The organism is Bradyrhizobium sp. 14AA, assembly GCF_054185205.1.
Map to the genome: position 1 here is coordinate 100,099 of NZ_JAVAYM010000007.1, position 15,246 is coordinate 115,344.

At 60.7% G+C, this 15,246-nt stretch carries 20 protein-coding genes and 1 pseudogene; 7 read left to right on the plus strand and 14 right to left on the minus strand.

Features of this window, described 5'->3' with window-relative positions:
- Positions 1 to 246: 246 nt before the first annotated feature.
- The 4 genes from RAD15_RS15205 to RAD15_RS15220 all read right to left on the minus strand — a co-directional run bounded on the left by RAD15_RS15205 (position 247) and on the right by RAD15_RS15220 (position 4,338).
- Complete coding sequence (locus RAD15_RS15205) at positions 247 to 1,260, minus strand: DUF4145 domain-containing protein (RefSeq protein ID WP_458178736.1); 1,014 nt, start codon at positions 1,258 to 1,260, stop codon at positions 247 to 249.
- Positions 1,261 to 1,910: 650 nt separating this feature from the next.
- A complete protein-coding gene (locus RAD15_RS15210) occupies positions 1,911 to 3,413 on the minus strand; it encodes a tetratricopeptide repeat protein (RefSeq protein ID WP_458178738.1) in 1,503 nt (500 codons plus the stop codon).
- A 194-nt stretch (positions 3,414 to 3,607) separates the two neighbouring features.
- Positions 3,608 to 4,168, minus strand: coding sequence for a hypothetical protein (locus RAD15_RS15215; protein WP_458178740.1), 561 nt, complete (start codon positions 4,166 to 4,168; stop codon positions 3,608 to 3,610).
- Positions 4,165 to 4,338, minus strand: a complete 174-nt coding sequence (locus RAD15_RS15220) for a hypothetical protein (RefSeq protein WP_458178742.1) — start codon at positions 4,336 to 4,338, stop codon at positions 4,165 to 4,167. Before RAD15_RS15220 ends, RAD15_RS15215 begins: the two co-directional genes overlap by 4 nt.
- 235 nt (positions 4,339 to 4,573) lie before the next feature.
- On the opposite strand from RAD15_RS15220, the gene RAD15_RS15225 reads away from it, so the two are divergent.
- The 7 genes and pseudogenes from RAD15_RS15225 to RAD15_RS15255 all read left to right on the plus strand — a co-directional run bounded on the left by RAD15_RS15225 (position 4,574) and on the right by RAD15_RS15255 (position 7,795).
- Complete coding sequence (locus tag RAD15_RS15225; protein ID WP_458178744.1) at positions 4,574 to 4,987, plus strand: hypothetical protein; 414 nt, start codon at positions 4,574 to 4,576, stop codon at positions 4,985 to 4,987.
- A 3-nt stretch (positions 4,988 to 4,990) separates the two neighbouring features.
- Complete coding sequence (locus tag RAD15_RS15230) at positions 4,991 to 5,527, plus strand: hypothetical protein (protein WP_458178746.1); 537 nt, start codon at positions 4,991 to 4,993, stop codon at positions 5,525 to 5,527.
- Between the two features lie 14 nt (positions 5,528 to 5,541).
- Complete coding sequence (locus RAD15_RS15235; RefSeq protein ID WP_458178748.1) at positions 5,542 to 6,195, plus strand: SOS response-associated peptidase; 654 nt, start codon at positions 5,542 to 5,544, stop codon at positions 6,193 to 6,195.
- Entirely contained in the window at positions 6,192 to 6,455 is a 264-nt protein-coding gene (locus RAD15_RS15240) for a hypothetical protein (protein WP_458178750.1), read from the plus strand. Before RAD15_RS15235 ends, RAD15_RS15240 begins: the two co-directional genes overlap by 4 nt.
- A pseudogene (locus tag RAD15_RS15245) lies at positions 6,452 to 6,607 on the plus strand (HNH endonuclease); the annotation flags it as partial. The gene RAD15_RS15240 and the pseudogene RAD15_RS15245, both read left to right, overlap by 4 nt.
- A gap of 39 nt (positions 6,608 to 6,646) precedes the next feature.
- The gene (locus tag RAD15_RS15250; RefSeq protein ID WP_458179134.1) at positions 6,647 to 7,348 is read left to right on the plus strand and encodes a hypothetical protein; all 702 of its coding nucleotides are present in this window, start codon (positions 6,647 to 6,649) and stop codon (positions 7,346 to 7,348) included.
- A gap of 48 nt (positions 7,349 to 7,396) precedes the next feature.
- Positions 7,397 to 7,795 (plus strand): hypothetical protein, encoded by a 399-nt coding sequence (locus RAD15_RS15255; RefSeq protein WP_458178752.1) that lies wholly within the window; start codon positions 7,397 to 7,399, stop codon positions 7,793 to 7,795.
- A 26-nt stretch (positions 7,796 to 7,821) separates the two neighbouring features.
- On the opposite strand, the gene RAD15_RS15260 is transcribed toward RAD15_RS15255, so the two are convergent.
- From RAD15_RS15260 to RAD15_RS15305, 10 genes are all read right to left on the minus strand, one after another.
- Positions 7,822 to 8,139, minus strand: a complete 318-nt coding sequence (locus tag RAD15_RS15260; protein WP_458178754.1) for a hypothetical protein — start codon at positions 8,137 to 8,139, stop codon at positions 7,822 to 7,824.
- Positions 8,140 to 8,540: 401 nt separating this feature from the next.
- Positions 8,541 to 9,605: a hypothetical protein gene (locus RAD15_RS15265; protein ID WP_458178757.1), complete on the minus strand. Its 1,065-nt coding sequence runs from the start codon at positions 9,603 to 9,605 to the stop codon at positions 8,541 to 8,543.
- A 47-nt stretch (positions 9,606 to 9,652) separates the two neighbouring features.
- Positions 9,653 to 9,940 carry a hypothetical protein gene (locus RAD15_RS15270; RefSeq protein ID WP_458178760.1) on the minus strand — a complete coding sequence of 96 codons (288 nt, stop codon included), beginning with the start codon at positions 9,938 to 9,940 and terminating at the stop codon, positions 9,653 to 9,655.
- 68 nt (positions 9,941 to 10,008) lie between these two features.
- Entirely contained in the window at positions 10,009 to 10,401 is a 393-nt protein-coding gene (locus RAD15_RS15275) for a hypothetical protein (RefSeq protein WP_458178762.1), read from the minus strand.
- Between the two features lies 1 nt (position 10,402).
- Positions 10,403 to 10,852, minus strand: coding sequence for a hypothetical protein (locus RAD15_RS15280; RefSeq protein WP_458178764.1), 450 nt, complete (start codon positions 10,850 to 10,852; stop codon positions 10,403 to 10,405).
- Between the two features lie 28 nt (positions 10,853 to 10,880).
- On the minus strand, positions 10,881 to 11,864 hold the full coding sequence (locus tag RAD15_RS15285) for a hypothetical protein (protein WP_458178766.1): 984 nt from the start codon (positions 11,862 to 11,864) through the stop codon (positions 10,881 to 10,883).
- Positions 11,865 to 12,021: 157 nt separating this feature from the next.
- Positions 12,022 to 12,915: a hypothetical protein gene (locus tag RAD15_RS15290; RefSeq protein ID WP_458178768.1), complete on the minus strand. Its 894-nt coding sequence runs from the start codon at positions 12,913 to 12,915 to the stop codon at positions 12,022 to 12,024.
- Complete coding sequence (locus RAD15_RS15295) at positions 12,899 to 13,213, minus strand: hypothetical protein (protein ID WP_458178770.1); 315 nt, start codon at positions 13,211 to 13,213, stop codon at positions 12,899 to 12,901. Before RAD15_RS15295 ends, RAD15_RS15290 begins: the two co-directional genes overlap by 17 nt.
- On the minus strand, positions 13,191 to 13,376 hold the full coding sequence (locus RAD15_RS15300; protein WP_458178772.1) for a hypothetical protein: 186 nt from the start codon (positions 13,374 to 13,376) through the stop codon (positions 13,191 to 13,193). Before RAD15_RS15300 ends, RAD15_RS15295 begins: the two co-directional genes overlap by 23 nt.
- A gap of 184 nt (positions 13,377 to 13,560) precedes the next feature.
- Positions 13,561 to 14,973 (minus strand): hypothetical protein, encoded by a 1,413-nt coding sequence (locus RAD15_RS15305; protein ID WP_458178774.1) that lies wholly within the window; start codon positions 14,971 to 14,973, stop codon positions 13,561 to 13,563.
- Positions 14,974 to 15,246: the final 273 nt, after the last annotated feature.

Sequence of the window (15,246 nt, forward strand, 5' to 3'; positions counted from 1 at the left end):
AACTCTGCTAAACTATCTGAATTTACGAGGGAATTTCTCGGGCCGTCTTTTTCATGTATCCCGCTGAGTATCCTAAACGGAGGCCCTTGGGAACGCTTTAGAAGCCCGCTGAGTGGCCTTCCGGCTGGCCGGTCTCGACCTCCTAGCACGTGATGCCGACGAGCCCTAGCCTCCGGCGCTATCGTCTTATGATCTCGCCGCGACCGCACCGGGCTCTTGATCGGTCTCTGTCGCCTGTGCCCCCTTCTAGGTGGGACCCTTGCGAGGCGGCGTCGACTTCCGGATGTCCTCCGCTGCTTTCGTCAGGACGAACGCTCGGTGCAGGAAATTCTCTAGTATGTCCACGATGTGCCCCAAGCGATCAGCGGTGGGGGTGTAGCCCCGGTGTGCCGACGCATTGCCCGCGTCTGCCACCGCGTCGAGCGTCTTCTTCTCCTGCGAGCTAATAAATCCCCCGGTTACCAATGCCGACAGCTTGCCCTCAAATCCTCCCTTCGGATCGCCGATTAGCAAGTAGCCCGCCCTGTCGAGCAGGGTACGCGCCCCTATCGACGCGAGCACATTCAAGCCCCCGTCGAGGGCTGTATAGAGCTCGTCAAACACATCTCTAAGAACCTCGTCTTCGATACTGTCCGACCATGAAGGCTTAGCTCGAACAGTTGGTGCCGGATAATAGGTTTCCTTTATACCGGGACGCATTACTAGCTGCCCGCTTTCGTCGTGGTCGATTTGATCCCACTCAGAAAACCAGTGCTCATGCCGGACCGAAAGGGTGTCGCAACCGCAGCACTGGAGCACCTCGTAAGTGTGGGTCCATGAGATTGGACCTTCGGAGCCCCCGATGGTATGGCCCGCACGAACCCATGAATTCTTCGGTCCATGGCATTTATTGCAATGTGCCTTGATGATTTGGTCGACGGCTGGCGGCGCAGGCGGAATGGACACCACGTCGGTCTTTGGTTGAAGACGCGCCCATCCCTTTTTGGTGATCCGAATGCGATGGTCCGGAACAAATTCGATCAGTCCGTCCTTTCGAGTGCGCGAAACTAATTCGTCGACCCGACCTCCATCGACGGTGCCAACTACTCCCGTTAGATCATCTTCATCCGGAAGCTCTACCGTACCGAGTTGATCGTCGTCGAGCTGTGCTGCGGCCCAGAGGAGGAAGTTCGTTATCTGTTGTTCGATGGAGGGAAGCGGACGCTTGAGAAGTTCGTCAAGATTGATCGAGTTGATTTCGGGCCACTTGGCATCGGTCATTGTGGACATCAGCCGGATCGCATGGCTTAGGCGGGCAATCGTCCGTTCGTCCGCGTTTGCAATCCGAGAGGGCAACATGGCTAGCGCCGAGCCCGTGATCTGAAACTTGCCGCACTTGCGGCATTCTACCCTCCTGTAGTCACCACCAGTCGGCTCCTCAAGGTTCGCCGATGTCTTACAAACCGGGCAAAATCCCATTCTAGTTCCCCGCATTCCCACGGAGGACAGTAGCACGTCAGATCCAGCTTTGACCTCCGGGGCGGCCTTGATCCACTTCTCAATTTGACACTACCTCGCGAGACCCTCCGCAATCGGTCGTCCGGGGTCCTTTGGGGAGGGCCGAGCGCGCGGGGCCCGCGCGACCGCTCCCTTTGAGGATATTTGCCATCGCGCATTCTCGATTTAATTTTGTGCGGATCGGTATACAATGGCGGTGTGCGATGTGGCGCATGTCGAACATTCAAATGCTGATCTTCATCGCGGTGGTCGTCGTCGCGGTCGCGCTGGCGGTGTGGATTGGCCTGTAGCCAATGATCGGAGGCGGACATCGTCTTTTCCGGCGCAAACCGGACTTTTGGTCGGACCCAAAAGTCTCGGAAGGGCCAGAAGCAGACGTTCGTCGCCTCGTCAGCAATCGACTTGCCTCCACGCTATTGCTCCCGGACGCCTCCCTTCCTCAGCCCTTCGAGAATTTCATCAAATTCCCGACGATACTGCGGGTTGCTTGAGTATGCGTAGCCAAATTCACGGAACCACTGGATCGTGAAATCTGGTCGGATCTTATTCAGTTCAGTCAAGCTCCGCCGTGCCTCTTCGAATTGCCCTATAGTTCCATAAGCCGAAACCAGATCTACATGGCCGAACCATAATGCGTTGTTAATATTGATCACCCGCCTGCATTCCTCGATGGCTTCTTGGTATTCATGCAGGTGCAGGTGTGCATGGCAGAGGTTGTAACGCCAACCGACGGCAGAAGGATCTTTCGGGCTGAGGCGGAGTGCCAGCTGAAGCGGCGAGAACGCTTCCCGCGCCCGCCCGGAGAGGACGAGTGCAAGTCCTTTCTGACCGTAGGCGACCGGGAAATTCGGATTGATTTCAAGCGCAGCGTCGTATTCACGCAACGCCTCCTCAGGACGCCCAAATGTTCGAAAAGTTTCCCCCTTGACCACGTAAGCCAGCGCGCTTGCAGGGTTTTTTGAAAGGGCTCTGTCGATAAGGTCGGTCGCGATCTTCTTGTCGTCAGGCACGGACGCAGACCATCCGATGAGTGTATTAAGAGCTAAGCACCATGCTTTCCCGATCATCGCATCGACGTTGTCCGGGTCGAGGCGCAGCGCACTGTCGAATAGCTCCTTTGCCTGCGCAATTTCCGTCTTCGACCGGGGCTCATAGAACTTTGCCCAGCCGCGCATCGTGAAGTCCACGGCGTCAGGATTATGTGATCGGTCCATTTCGCTACGGCGGCTTTCGGCTTGGATGAGTTCAATGTTGAGCGAGCGGGCGAGCCGTGCCGTGATTTGGTCCTGCAAGGCGGCGACATTCGTGCGATCGCCATCGAAACGATCCGACCAGACGTCCCGACCGCTCGCGATATCCGTGAGCGATACGTTTACCCGAACCTGATCCCCGTTGCGCCGCACCGCCCCTTGGACTGCCCACCGGATGCCGAGATCCTTCCCGAGCGTCTTGAGATCGATCGGCTTGTTTTTGTATGTGAAGGCCGTCCCGCGTCCGATGACGAATGCGCCGGGCATTTGCGCGAGATCGGTCGTCAGATCGGTCGTAATACTGTCGGCGAAATAGTCCTGTTCCGGATCGTTGTTGAGGTTTGCGAATGGCAGGACGACGAGAGACAACCGGGGAGCAACATCGGGCCGGGCCGTGGCCTCCCTCTGCGTCTGTTGCTTGTCCGGAAAAACGTCTGTCCGGATTGTCTTCCACACATTCCAGTAGCCGACGAGGCCACCCGCGATCGCGCCGACGGCGGCAATCGAGGCGAGCACGCCGCCGATCAACTGCAATCGTGCCCGGAGGCGACTCTTTAGATTGCGATCGGATGTCGCGAGATTGCAGTCGGATGTCGCTTTGTCCGGTTGCTCGTTATCGGATGTTGGTCTGTCCGGTAGCTCGTTGGGGACTTCCGAGTTCGTCACCGTTGCCTCCCCCGTAGGGGGCCAAACGCGAAACTAGCAGATTTTCGCGGCGTTGGGTTGGTCAAGGTTGCTGACTAGTTCACGCCTCCCTCAAGTTGTTGCTTCGACAATCGTCTGTTCTACGACGTGATGTCCGCTAATCGGGTCAAAATGCGACTTGCGTTCTACGTCGGCTCCTAGGCCGAACCGGACGTTCACGGCCTGCCCTGCTGCTTGATCGCCCACAGCCGGTAGGCTTCGTTTTCGTAGGGATCATCACCGGTCGGCGGCGGGATCAGCTTGGCACCTTCCCTGCGGAAGTGATCAAGACCGCGCCCCAGCTTCTTCCCGGCGACTGTATGCTGATCGTTGGCCCAGTCCGGGATTGTCGGCGCGAAGCCCTCCAGCGATGACCGCAGGCCGATGGCGGCTGCGAAGTGGCAGCCCGCGCGGGACTTCGGTGACCGGCACATCATGCGGATCGCATTGCCAACCATCAACCGGGCTTCGCCGATCGACTTGGAATACCGCTCCCGTGATGCCGCGAGCGATGCGGCGACGAACGGAAAGACGTGCGGTGCCGCCAGCGTGTCGAGGTCTTCGTGGCAAATCACTTCGAGCCGATTGCAGACCATCGTGTGGAATGCCTTCGAGGTGTGGATGAGTTCGCAGGCAAACTCCATCGCCTCGCGCTCCATGCCGCGACGGATGCACTTCTGGAGGGCGCTGACGCAGGTCATCGCGTTGAGGCCGTTGCGTGTGGCGGGGATCGTCATCGGCCCGCTCCGTCGCGCGAGACGGCGACAACGATGGTCTCGCCCGCGATCATTGCGGCGGCGACCGCGCGGGCCGCTTCGAGCGAATAGGTGTGGACGACGAAAAGCGGCTTGGGGAAGGGCTGGCCGGGTATCGTCTGAAAGACCGTGAAGGGTTTCGGGGTTGGCACGGGCTTGCTCCTGTGGGCGGTTGATATCCGACCGTTCAGCCACCATCTATGACCGCAGTAAAACATTGTTTTTGTTGTAGAATTCAATCTCCGGCATTATTTCGGCCGTGGCCGCCCCTGCGGGCCTTCGACCCGTATTGGGCCGCCCTTGACCGTCCGGTTGTGCCGGGCGGGCGATTGGCCGCTAGGCGTAGCGGCTTGCCGACCGCCGGACGCCTGAGCGATCTTTCGGCGCATGGGCACGAAATCACGAGAGAGCATCTATGGGGCTTCGGTCCGGGCGGCGGCCGAGCATGCGGCCGAAGCCCGCAAGAAGGCCGACCGGCTCGCCGTCGAGGCGTGGAACGCGCGCATGCTCGGATTTCAAGGACCCGTCCAGCCATCACCGACGCTCGGCGACGCGCTCAATGCCGGTTACGGCTATTTGGAAGTCAGGTGCCTCGGCTGTGACACCAACCAGACCGTTGCCCTCGACATTGTGCGGCGTCCGAAGGCGACGCCGGTCCATGAGCTGGAGCGGTACATGCGCTGCAAGGACTGCTCGCAGGTTCGCGGCTATCCGTACAAGCGCAGTCAACTGGTCGCGTTGCGGCCGACAAAGATTTCGACGAGCAATCCCTCGTCAACGTGGTGGCCGGGGGAGCGCTAAGTCATGCGGCTGGAGCTTCCGTCGTTCGTCTTGGGCGTTTTGCTGACAACCGCCGCAGCTTCCGTGCTCGCGCTGTTCTACGCGGCAGACACGAAACAAATTTGGGATGTCCTAAAGCTGGCAGTGCAAGGCATAGGTGCCTTGATAATCGCTCGACTGGCCGTGGTCTGGGCAGTCGAAACCTTCAAATCGCAGAAAAGCTGGGAACGGGACGCGACGACCTTCTCGAACCTGCTTGCGGCACTGCGCGAAATGCACCGCGCTAACGACATTCTGTGGGACGATGTAGTTCACGCGAAAGATTACACCGAGAAGTACCTAGAAGAAGTAAAGGGAAGATGGAGCACTGCAAAAAAGAAATTCGAGGATGCTGCGGCGGCGTCCATTTTCCTGCCTCGCGAAATCTCCTCCGTCATTTTGCAGTTGGAAGCCGACCTCGCAAACGCGCATTACGATAGCTATCAGGAACACATAGACGGCGATGGATATATGGTGTCTGAGGCCTTGAAGAAACTGGAACGACTGAAGCATCTGATCTGACAAATGCGACGCTCATGTGCAACCTCTACAGCATCACCACCAATCAAGCCGCCATCGCTGCGCTGTTTCGCGTCATCAACCGCTACGTCGGCAATCTCGCGCCGATGCCGGGCGTCTTTCCTGACTATCCTGCTCCTGTGATCCGCAACACCGAGATGGCGCTGATGCGCTGGGGCATGCCGCCACCGCCACGCACCGGCGGGCCGCCGGTCACGAACATCCGCAACACGTCGTCGCCGCACTGGCGCGGCTGGCTCAAGCCGGAGAACCGGTGCTTGGTCCCGTTCAACAGCTTCGCGGAATACGCTCCAGAGCCGAACCCAGAGACAAAGAAGAAGGACGTGGTCTGGTTCGCGCTGAATGAGGACCGTCCGTTGACGGCGTTCGCAGGCATCTGGACGACGTTCAACGGAGATCGCGGGACGAAGTCGAAGCCGGTGCCGGGGCCACATCAGGTCTACGGCTTCTTGACGACCGCGCCCAACGCGGTGGTTGAGCCGATTCACCCCAAGGCAATGCCGGTAATCCTCATGACCGACGAGGAGCGCGATGTTTGGATGCGCGCGCCATGGGACGAGGCAAGGGGGTTGCAGCGGCCCCTGCCGGACGACGCGCTCAGGATCGTGATGCGCGGGGCGGACAAAGAGGATCGCGCGGCGGCAGCATGACCACGATGGAAGGGCCAAGTTTGATGTTCGGGATCGGTATCATTGCAAGCGTTGGCGGTGCTGTCGCCATGTTATGTACGCCGCCTGTTTCCGCCGAAAAGCTCACCCTCGCATGTACTTTCGAGAGCGGTACCTTCGGAAGGGAGCAAGACGTAAACCAAGTCATTTTCGATACCGACCATCCCCGAGTTGACCTGCGCGTTGCTCAAACCATGGGGACCGCCCGCACCCGCAGCATCGTTTCTTTGAGGTCATTGTGATCCCGCTAAAGCGAGTTGTATCGATCCCCATAACATTCCCGCCAGTTGGGCGGTGCATCTACTGTGGATCAGAGGGTGACCCAGCTCTTCACGACGAACATATCATTCCGGATGCCATTGGAGGAAGGTATCTGCTCCCGAAATCAACCTGCCACAAATGCGCTTTGGAAACGCACGCCTTCGAAGGTCGCGTGATCAATCGCCTCTATGGAAATTCTCGCGCTCACTTCAAAATGCGGCGCGGCCATCGCAGAAGATGGCCAAAATCCTTCGCCATCTACGTCAAGCCGTCGGATAAGCCGACCATTGGAACAAGGCTCGAACTGCACGAGAGCCTTGACGACTTCACACGAAAAGAAATTCCGATGGACGATCATCCAAGCCCGATGATCGCCCCCAACCTCTATCCTGCTGGCATATTTTTGCAGCAGCCCTTGGATGATGGCCGTTTTCGATTGGAATCATTGAACATCGCGACCCCGCTTGATTTCTGGGAAAGAGTGAGGAATGTCGCAGGCAAGGGCAATAGTGTTATTCTGGGAGGTGCAAGATCACTGTCTGGTGACGATTTTGGAAGATTCATCGCAAAGATCGCTCATTCCTTTGCTGTCGGTTCTTTAGGCGTTGGTTCGTTCGATCCGTTCTTAACTAATGCGGTCCGCAATATTCGTCCTATGTATCTCTCGCATTACGTTGGCCGCGCCATAAACGTTCCCTCGCCACCAACCGACCATCTACACGTTCTCACAGTGGGACAGGCATCCAATCATAACGAAAGAATAGTCTGCGTTAGGGTGCGCCTGTTCGCCGTTGATGGCTTCCCGGCTTATGATGTAGCCGTCGGCGCAGCTACGGAATCAACGACGTTCGAGCGAATGCAATTGAGGACCTAGGCCGCGACCGCCAGAATTGCATCGGCCTTTCGCTTCACTTGTGCCTCTATGAAGCAGGCCATCCATCATGGCATCGAGCCGGAGAAACCGGAGCGGCGGAAGCGCGCCAACGTATCGGGTTGTCAAGTAAACAGACGTTCCGCTCAACGTGTCTTCGCGGTCGGCCGCCGCACGAACCATCTCGCAGGCCGCCATCGTGCATTGCCCGGCCCGGACTCGCCGCTCGGATCATCGCGGATCACTAGATGCCGCCACGACCGGCGCGGGCCGACATCGAAAGCGAACGCGGTGAACCGCTGCCAGCGCTCGCACACCGGGCCGCGCGATTGGATCGCAAGCCACGCGGCGAACACGGGCGACACGGGCTGTGCCACCCCGTCTGCTGTTCTCCTGTGCGACATGGTTGGGCTCCATCAGAACCTCGTCAAAACCGGCACGGTGGCCTGACGTAGCCGGGCCGGACGCTCCGGGCCTTACTCACCCTCGGCCACCTCGGTCATCTCGGCTGTCTTAGCCTCTCTCGCCTCCGGGAAGCGGTTTGGCAGCGCGTCGAGGACCGGGTTCTCTCCGGCGCGACGTCCGGCACACCGCAGCAGCGCTTCCTTGGTCCGGCAGAACGAGACGCCAGTCCATTCGGTCTGACCATGGTGACCGGGGTGGCCGCGCTGGACGATCCATTGCACGCCGTCCCGGCACTCGATCACGCGCGTCCTGTCGTCGAGACGAACAACGACGCGCGCGTATTCGTCGTAGCTTTCAAGTTCGTGCCGCTCACGCATTCTCAACTGCATCGCCCGCTGATCTCCGTCTCGATCAAGAGGTGGGCGAGGCGCATCTCGCAGCAGACGGCCTCGCCCCGGAGCGGCACGCCCTGCGCCAGCGAGGCGGGCCGCCCTGACGCGCCTGCCGGTCGATCGGTTCCCGGCGGCGCGAGCACGTGATAAGACTGCGAACAAGCTGATGAAGATCGCAACGTGCGATCACCTTCGAAATGTGGAGCATGCTCCACATTTGCCCGCAAGATGACGCTTCACGATCTCGCGCTGCTGACCGAAGAGCAATTCAATCGCGGCGTCGAGAGCGGCGCGATCAATCCAAAGGGTGGCGCGAGGGCGGCCAATACTCGAAACGCCCTCGCGCCTCGCGCAATGCCGGGGATGAAGGCAGGCAGGCCCCCGGCCTGCACGATCGGTCATCGCCGCGCTCCGACGATGTTGATGGCATGCTGCGCGCTGGTGCCGGATGGGGCGGAGCGCGGTACGGTTCTGAGAGTTACGCCGAGCAGTGCTTGCGGCGATGTGTCAGGGCGAAAGTCGATCACCTCGCCTTTGTTGGCTTCGGCGTGCCAGATGCAGGCGACCTCACTGCGCTCGATAGCCAGCACGTCCTCGCTGATCTGCGCCTCCATCCGCTCGCGCTGCTGCTGGTCGAGGGCGTGCTTGTCGTCGGCGGCCTCATCAAGCCCGGCGTAGACCTTGGCCAGTACCTGCTCCATCAGCACCCGGCAGACGAGCCTTGGATCGGTGATTTCCGCAAACGCGAGAGTAGGCTCAACGCCCGGCACCAATGACGACAGCGAAACCCTCGGGAGAACGAGCGGTGCGTGGTGTTCGATCATGCTGTCGAAGTTCGGCGTGGCTGCCTCGGCGATCTGTTCGAGCTGCGCCTTGGCTTCTTGCTTCACTACCGATGACGGCCACGGCGCGGAGCGCACCCGATGGGCGTCGGCCGTAAGCTCGCGCAGCCGGTGCCGAAAACGATCGACGGCGTCGGCGATGGTCTCTCCCTTCTTCAGCAGTTCCGACAGCGGCGGGTCTTCAATCGGCTCGATGATGCAGTTGGTGGGAATTCCCCCGCGCATCACCCAGTCGATGACGCGGGCCTCAAGCTGTTTGGCGGTGTTCCATCTCGCGCCGCGAATTTCCTTCAGTGACGCCAACCTGCTTAATTCGGCTTCGGCCCGCTCCAATTCACGGCGTTCGATGACGACTTGCGGCGCAAGCTCCGGCAGGCCGTGGAAGCCCTCGCTCTTGGGTCGGGTCAAATCATCGATCCGTTTCTTGTGCCTGATCACCGCGTGCGACTGCTCCTGCAGGTCTGCAAACCCCGGCACCGCAGCGTGATGGTCGCGGCAACGCTGCACGAACCGGACAAACTTGGCGGCAGCGGCATCAGGCAGCACGGCGGTCGGATCGTTCGGCGTCGAGAACGTGGTGATCGTGTGAGGTCCGGTGTTCGTGGCTGGCTCAAACGTCATGGTGCGCCTCCATCATCTCGATGGTGGAAGCGGATCACATCGATTGGCTAGGGAGTAGCCCATGCGGCGCGGCGACTACGATATAGCGCGGCCCTGATCGTCGCCTCGGAAGGCGTGTGATCTTTCCCCTTCAAGAGTTGCCACAGCAGACCGCCGAGCTTGTCGACATGGCGCTCGGGACAGGTCAACGCCGCTTGCTCTCGCCGCCATGCGCCTGCCTGATAGCGTAGACATGCGGTGCGGAGCCTCCGTGCCACTTCGCGGTCACCGGCCCCCGGAAAGAACTTCGCCGCCTCGGCCAGCAGATGATTTCTCTCATCGATTACCAGTTGCACGGCTGGCGTCCGGCCATGGCCCCAGCCGACCGGGTCCGCATGCCTGAGGTCGCTGGTGCGAAGCGACTTCACGTGCGCGTGCTCAACGGCGCGAACACGCCTTTGGGCACCGCCGCCTGCAACGCGGTGGTGGCCGCACGTTCGAGCACCTCAAGGCCAAGATCGGCACTCCAGCACTCCCGGCAGACGCCGCATGCACTGGCCGATGTCGGCCGGACCGTCGCTGATGTCGCTAGCAGCAATGCGCCGACATGCTGCCTGTCCACCAGCCACGAACTGCAGACGATGCAATGTCTGACCCGCGTCGAGAGGGCATCGAGCCAGTTGCTGGCCGTGCGTTGCAACAGCGGCGCTTTGGAGAGGCGAGCATCATCCGGCTCGACCAGAAAAGTTAGCAGGTCGCGGCGTGATGCGTCGCGGCGGAAGCGGGCGAGGTCCGCGCGGCGTTCGTGTCGGCCCATGTCAGCTCCTCTGCGCGTGCGTCCAGTAGCCGTAAACGCAGCGCGTGCCGTCGCGTCCGGGATCGTGGGTATCGTGGATGACACCGTCAATCACGGCGACGCAGTGCTTGCTGACGGAGACCACGAGGCGGCCCTTGGGTAGCTCATCTTCCCGCAGATGCACCTTGCAGCCTGATCCAATGGCCATGGTAGACGTCCACACAAAGCCTTGGCTTTGCATGTAGTCCTTGAACCACTTGCGCTTCGTGCTGATACCGTCACGCGCTGTCCGTCCGCGCTTCTTGGGCGACCGCATTGTGACATGCTGCGCAGCGTTGCCCGCCGCCAGTTCGTTGTACACAGTCGCGTAGTCGCGACCCGAAGCAATGGCGATGGCGCGAGCGACACAGTCACCGGCGCGGCCCTTGAAGCCTGCGGCTGCTCTGCCGCCATCGTTGTAAACGAAGTTCATGGTCGTCCTCCTCTCCTCTCGCTGGTTGTCAGTGCAGCCGCTCCTGCGCGGCTTGCCTGCGCGCAGCGATCTGCAGCGCCTCGGCGAGCGGCGGCACCTCCGGGCTCTCAATCATCACGGTGTGCACGCCCTCCATGACATCCAACAGCGGACGCCCACCAATCGTGGCGCAGAACACCCGGAAGGCAGCTTCCTCGTCGCCAACGCGCGAGGGCGGGTAGACGCGCTTGAGGCTCGCGAACTGCTCATCGAGGTCCGCGTGCGCGGCACGACCCATTGGGGCTTCGGGATTGTCGCGATGGGGAGATTGTCGCGATGGGTTCGGTGGTGATGATGTTGATTGATGTTCGTCTGGTTCTGTCGGCGCGAGAGCGCCCGACACAGGTGCTGGCGGCTCGGGAACTGGCGCGTCAACGAAGGTGTCGTTGGAAGCACTGTCTCTATCGACACGGGAGGCGCGCGCGGCGGCTTCGCCGCGCTCCTGTTCAAACTGTTCAAACTGTTCTTCTGTCCCGCCACCGTATTGGCGGGCAGTCGGGCGTTTTTTGGCGGGCAGTCGGGCGTTTTTTGGCGGGCAGTCCGATGCCGGACTGTCCGCCACTATGTTGGCGGGCGCTTCCGTTGGAGTGTCCGCCACTATGTTGGCGGGCAGTCCGGTCGGGATGAACATGCGGATTTGAGCGTTGGCATCGCGATCGGTCCTGTTTTGCTCGACCACGATCCAGCGACCTTTCTTGAGTTCAGCGGCTGCCCGCTCGACCGTGCGCGGCGGTATCTTGACCTCCTCGGCGAGCTTCAGAAGGCCGGGATCACAGCGGCCGGTCTTGCCGTTGAAATGGCAACTGATCTGGAGGGCCAGCTTGAGCGCCACGCGGGAAAGGTCAGATGCGGCAAGAGCGCTACGAAATTGCTCGCGGTCCTTAAGCGATGTGACCTCGCGCGGACCACTGCTCGCGATGTCCGCGGTGTCGTCGTGATGATCTTGCGGGCGGGACTGAGTTGTCTTAGACATCGGCACACTCCTCCGTGGCTTTCGGTGCCTGAGGGGGTTGATCGATCCTGATGTCCGCCCGCCCGGCTGGATCAGGAGTGGATGTGTTCTTTGGAGCGCGGGTGCCGGTAAGCGCCCGCGTTTCGCTATTGGTGGTGGGTCACGTTCGGCTCGCTCCTCATGTTGGTGTCCCAGCGCCCTGGCGCGGCCATTGTTCGAGGATGGTCTTGAGGGATTCCTGCTCTGCTCTGTTGACGACCTCGCATCGTTGCCACGCCACAGGCTCGATCAGGTCGATGATCGCCTGTTCGACGCAATCGCGCAGATCGTTCGGGTCCATGGCGTCAAGCTCCCAGCAGTGACGCCCATGGTTGGCGATGAACCACTGGTAGCGCGGGTCCTTCCGCTTGTCGGTGGCCGGGAACGACGGCAGGCCCTCCAGTTGGTCAACCTTCAGCGCGATCCGTGTTAGCTCGATGTGGTCGCCATCATATCGGGCAAGGCGGTCGGGCAGGTCCTGCTCGGACATGTACATGCCGCTCGGGTCGAAGTCCCCGACGTACAGCACAACAAGCTCGCGGCCGTCGTAATCCTGAGCAACGGCGTAGATCGTGGTCGCGCCGCTAAATCCGTGCATCACGCGGAAGCCAACGGCGTAGTGATCGAGCACCGGCTGAAGCACGCCGCGCACGGTGCCCTTCTCGGACCAGACCTCGACCCGACGGGGCTGTTGATCCCAGAAGTCGCGGCGATAGTCGCGCGCAGTGGCTTCGGCGTACTCGGTGGGGTTGGCCCATGTTGGCACCCGCTCCATTGCGCGGGTTTCGTCAACGATCCACTCCCACGGAATGATGCCCTCCTCGCGCGCCTTCAGCAGCAGGCGGTACACCCGCTGCATCTCCGCTCTCGCCATGGATGGAATGAGGCCCTGAGTGAACAGCTTGTACCCGACGCCGCGACCGGTGATCGGTTGCGCGACCTCGGTCACAGCGCGCATCGCCTCGATCAGATCGAGGGACCGCTGCGCCATGCCACGACCTTTTTTGGTACCTGTTTCAAAATACTGTGCCATCGGTGGCAGCCTTGCTCTTGGTCTTTCCGCTGCCTGGCGCAGCCGTCGCGGCCGGCCGCGACGCGGCAGTGTCGTAGGCTTGCAGGATCGCGCGCGCCCGCGAGACCGGGTCGCGTGCCTCTTTGTACATCTGCAATTCGCGCTCCAACCGCTCCAGCAGCGGACCATATTCCGGCCTGTTGCACTCGGTGATCACGCGCGCCACCACGAGCAGGGCGCGCCTGATGCTCTCTTCGGTGATCGGCGAATCCGCCGACATGGTCGGCAAAGCGCCGTCAGCGCGGATTGGCGTCGGCATCGGCGGCAACCTGCTGCTGCGCGGGTGCTGGCTGACGAATGTTGATGACAATCTGGCCGCCGCGTCCGACCTCGACCTGCGCGACCTCAAGTCCCGCAGATTGGACGGATCGAATGGCGCGACGGATTTCGCGCGGCTTGAATTGCCAAGGCTGGCTGCTCACGGGCGTGGCTCCGCTTCCAAAAACTCTGAAAGGGGTTGCTCATCACCGTGTACCAGCTTCGGGCGCTGGGCTTGGGGTTTTCGCGATGTCGCTGCCTCAAGAGGCACGACCCTTTAGCTAGCGCGCACGGACCCAAGAGCTGCGCTAATCCTGCGCGCACTTGCTTAAAACCGCAAGCAAGAAATCAAACCGTGCCGCTTGATGCGACGAAATCGATCATAGCCATGACTTCCGCCTTGGTTTCGAGCGAATAGCCATTGCCGTAATCGGGCGTCTTGCCGGTGTTGCCGACATCTTGCCCCATCAGCGCCACCTTCATCTCGTCCTCGGCGCGAACCTCCCGCAAGCGATCCTTGAAGGTGTGGCGCAATGCGTGAAGGCAGGTGCCTTCCTTGTTTTCATCGTCGCTTTCGCTGATCTCGGCATCGGCAGGAAGCAGCCTCTTGATCCATCGGTTGATCTCTTTCGATGCTGCGCTGGCATTGTCGCGGTACTGCGGCCAGCCGTCCGGGTTGCGCCGCATCGCCTCCAGCGCGACGCCGATCAGGGGGACGTCGCGGATCGCGTTTTTGGATTTTAGCTGCCGCCCCACTGGCCTGATGCTGATGTGCGGAATGTTGTGCTTCGGCCCGACATGGATAAACGGCTTGCGCAGATGGCAAATCTCGGAGAGCCGCGCACCCGTATCGGCCAGCACGTAGAGCAGGTCACGGTCGGTCGGCTTCATGCCATCGAGCGCGCCGGGCGCGAGTATCGTGTCCCTGACGAACGCGATTGAGAAGGCGTTGCGCTTGCCTTCATGGCGCGGGAACGGGTTTTTGCCCCACACGTCGGGATCGGTGAGCCGATCACGCTCGCAAATCGAACGGATCATCTTGCGGATGACGTCGATATGCTTGCGCGGTCCATCGGTGCCGAGCGCGTTGATCGTGATGTACTGCAAATACCAATCGGTGAATTTGTTGGCGTCTGCGGCGCTGACGGCAAGAATGTCCTTGTCGCCGATCTGCGCGATCAGCAGCTCGATCGCCTTCTCACGATGCTTGCGGAATTTGGCGATTTGCTCCTCGCTCTTGCCCTTCAGGCCGCCCGATTTCGATGACAGCAGCACGCTCGGCAGGCGCATGTACTGATCGACCAATTCAGACAGCAGCACCGATGATGCCTGCAAGGTGCCGCCGAGCATCGCATCCTGCGTCACCGGATCGCGCCAGCCTGTCTTGTCCAGCGTCTCGATGCGCCGGAGCACCTGATCGAGCTGGATGCTGGTGGCGACATCCTGATGCGAAGCGTAGGTAAAGCCGAGCTGTTGCGCCCGCTTGACGCCGAGCCGGTAGCGCTTGCGTGCATCGGCATTGCGACCGGCCACTAGGTCGCGCCAGTAGGCTTCGGTCTCGTTGTTGATTATCTCGATGGCCTTGCGCGCGGCGCGGCCTTTCGGATCGTCCTCGACCCTGATCTTCGTGGCCGCCTTGACGAAGCGCTTGTGCGCCTTGTCGAGTTCTTGCATGTGAAGCGGGACGCGGCGGAAGTAATGCCACCAGCCGCTCTGCTGGATGCCGTAAGGAATGGTCACTGCTTGATCTGATTTGGTCATGGGCTCAGGTCTTTGGTTTGGTCGAGCCCTGAGTATACTTTGATGTATACTGATTTTCTATCGTTTGGAGTACATAAACTGTTGAAATGGCTTTAGTATGCTGAATTTGTTGGGGATTTTCTTTTGATGGATTTTCCCCTTGTGGGAGAGGGTGGCTCGCCGCGCTAGCGGCGAGACGGGTGAGGGGTCTCTCTCCGCGAGTCCAATTGTCTCTTGAGTCTGAGGACAAATACCCCTCATCCGGCGCTTCGCGCCACCTTCTCCCACAAGGGG

Coding starts and splice junctions, on each gene's coding strand:
- RAD15_RS15205 (WP_458178736.1), bottom strand. CDS start 1,260: ATGACCGATGCCAAGTGGCCCGAAATCAACTCGATCAATCTTGACGAA.
- RAD15_RS15215 (WP_458178740.1), bottom strand. CDS start 4,168: ATGACGATCCCCGCCACACGCAACGGCCTCAACGCGATGACCTGCGTC.
- RAD15_RS15225 (WP_458178744.1), top strand. CDS start 4,574: ATGGGCACGAAATCACGAGAGAGCATCTATGGGGCTTCGGTCCGGGCG.
- RAD15_RS15230 (WP_458178746.1), top strand. CDS start 4,991: ATGCGGCTGGAGCTTCCGTCGTTCGTCTTGGGCGTTTTGCTGACAACC.
- RAD15_RS15235 (WP_458178748.1), top strand. CDS start 5,542: ATGTGCAACCTCTACAGCATCACCACCAATCAAGCCGCCATCGCTGCG.
- RAD15_RS15240 (WP_458178750.1), top strand. CDS start 6,192: ATGACCACGATGGAAGGGCCAAGTTTGATGTTCGGGATCGGTATCATT.
- RAD15_RS15255 (WP_458178752.1), top strand. CDS start 7,397: ATGAAGCAGGCCATCCATCATGGCATCGAGCCGGAGAAACCGGAGCGG.
- RAD15_RS15260 (WP_458178754.1), bottom strand. CDS start 8,139: ATGCAGTTGAGAATGCGTGAGCGGCACGAACTTGAAAGCTACGACGAA.
- RAD15_RS15265 (WP_458178757.1), bottom strand. CDS start 9,605: ATGACGTTTGAGCCAGCCACGAACACCGGACCTCACACGATCACCACG.
- RAD15_RS15275 (WP_458178762.1), bottom strand. CDS start 10,401: ATGGGCCGACACGAACGCCGCGCGGACCTCGCCCGCTTCCGCCGCGAC.
- RAD15_RS15280 (WP_458178764.1), bottom strand. CDS start 10,852: ATGAACTTCGTTTACAACGATGGCGGCAGAGCAGCCGCAGGCTTCAAG.
- RAD15_RS15285 (WP_458178766.1), bottom strand. CDS start 11,864: ATGTCTAAGACAACTCAGTCCCGCCCGCAAGATCATCACGACGACACC.
- RAD15_RS15290 (WP_458178768.1), bottom strand. CDS start 12,915: ATGGCACAGTATTTTGAAACAGGTACCAAAAAAGGTCGTGGCATGGCG.
- RAD15_RS15295 (WP_458178770.1), bottom strand. CDS start 13,213: ATGCCGACGCCAATCCGCGCTGACGGCGCTTTGCCGACCATGTCGGCG.
- RAD15_RS15305 (WP_458178774.1), bottom strand. CDS start 14,973: ATGACCAAATCAGATCAAGCAGTGACCATTCCTTACGGCATCCAGCAG.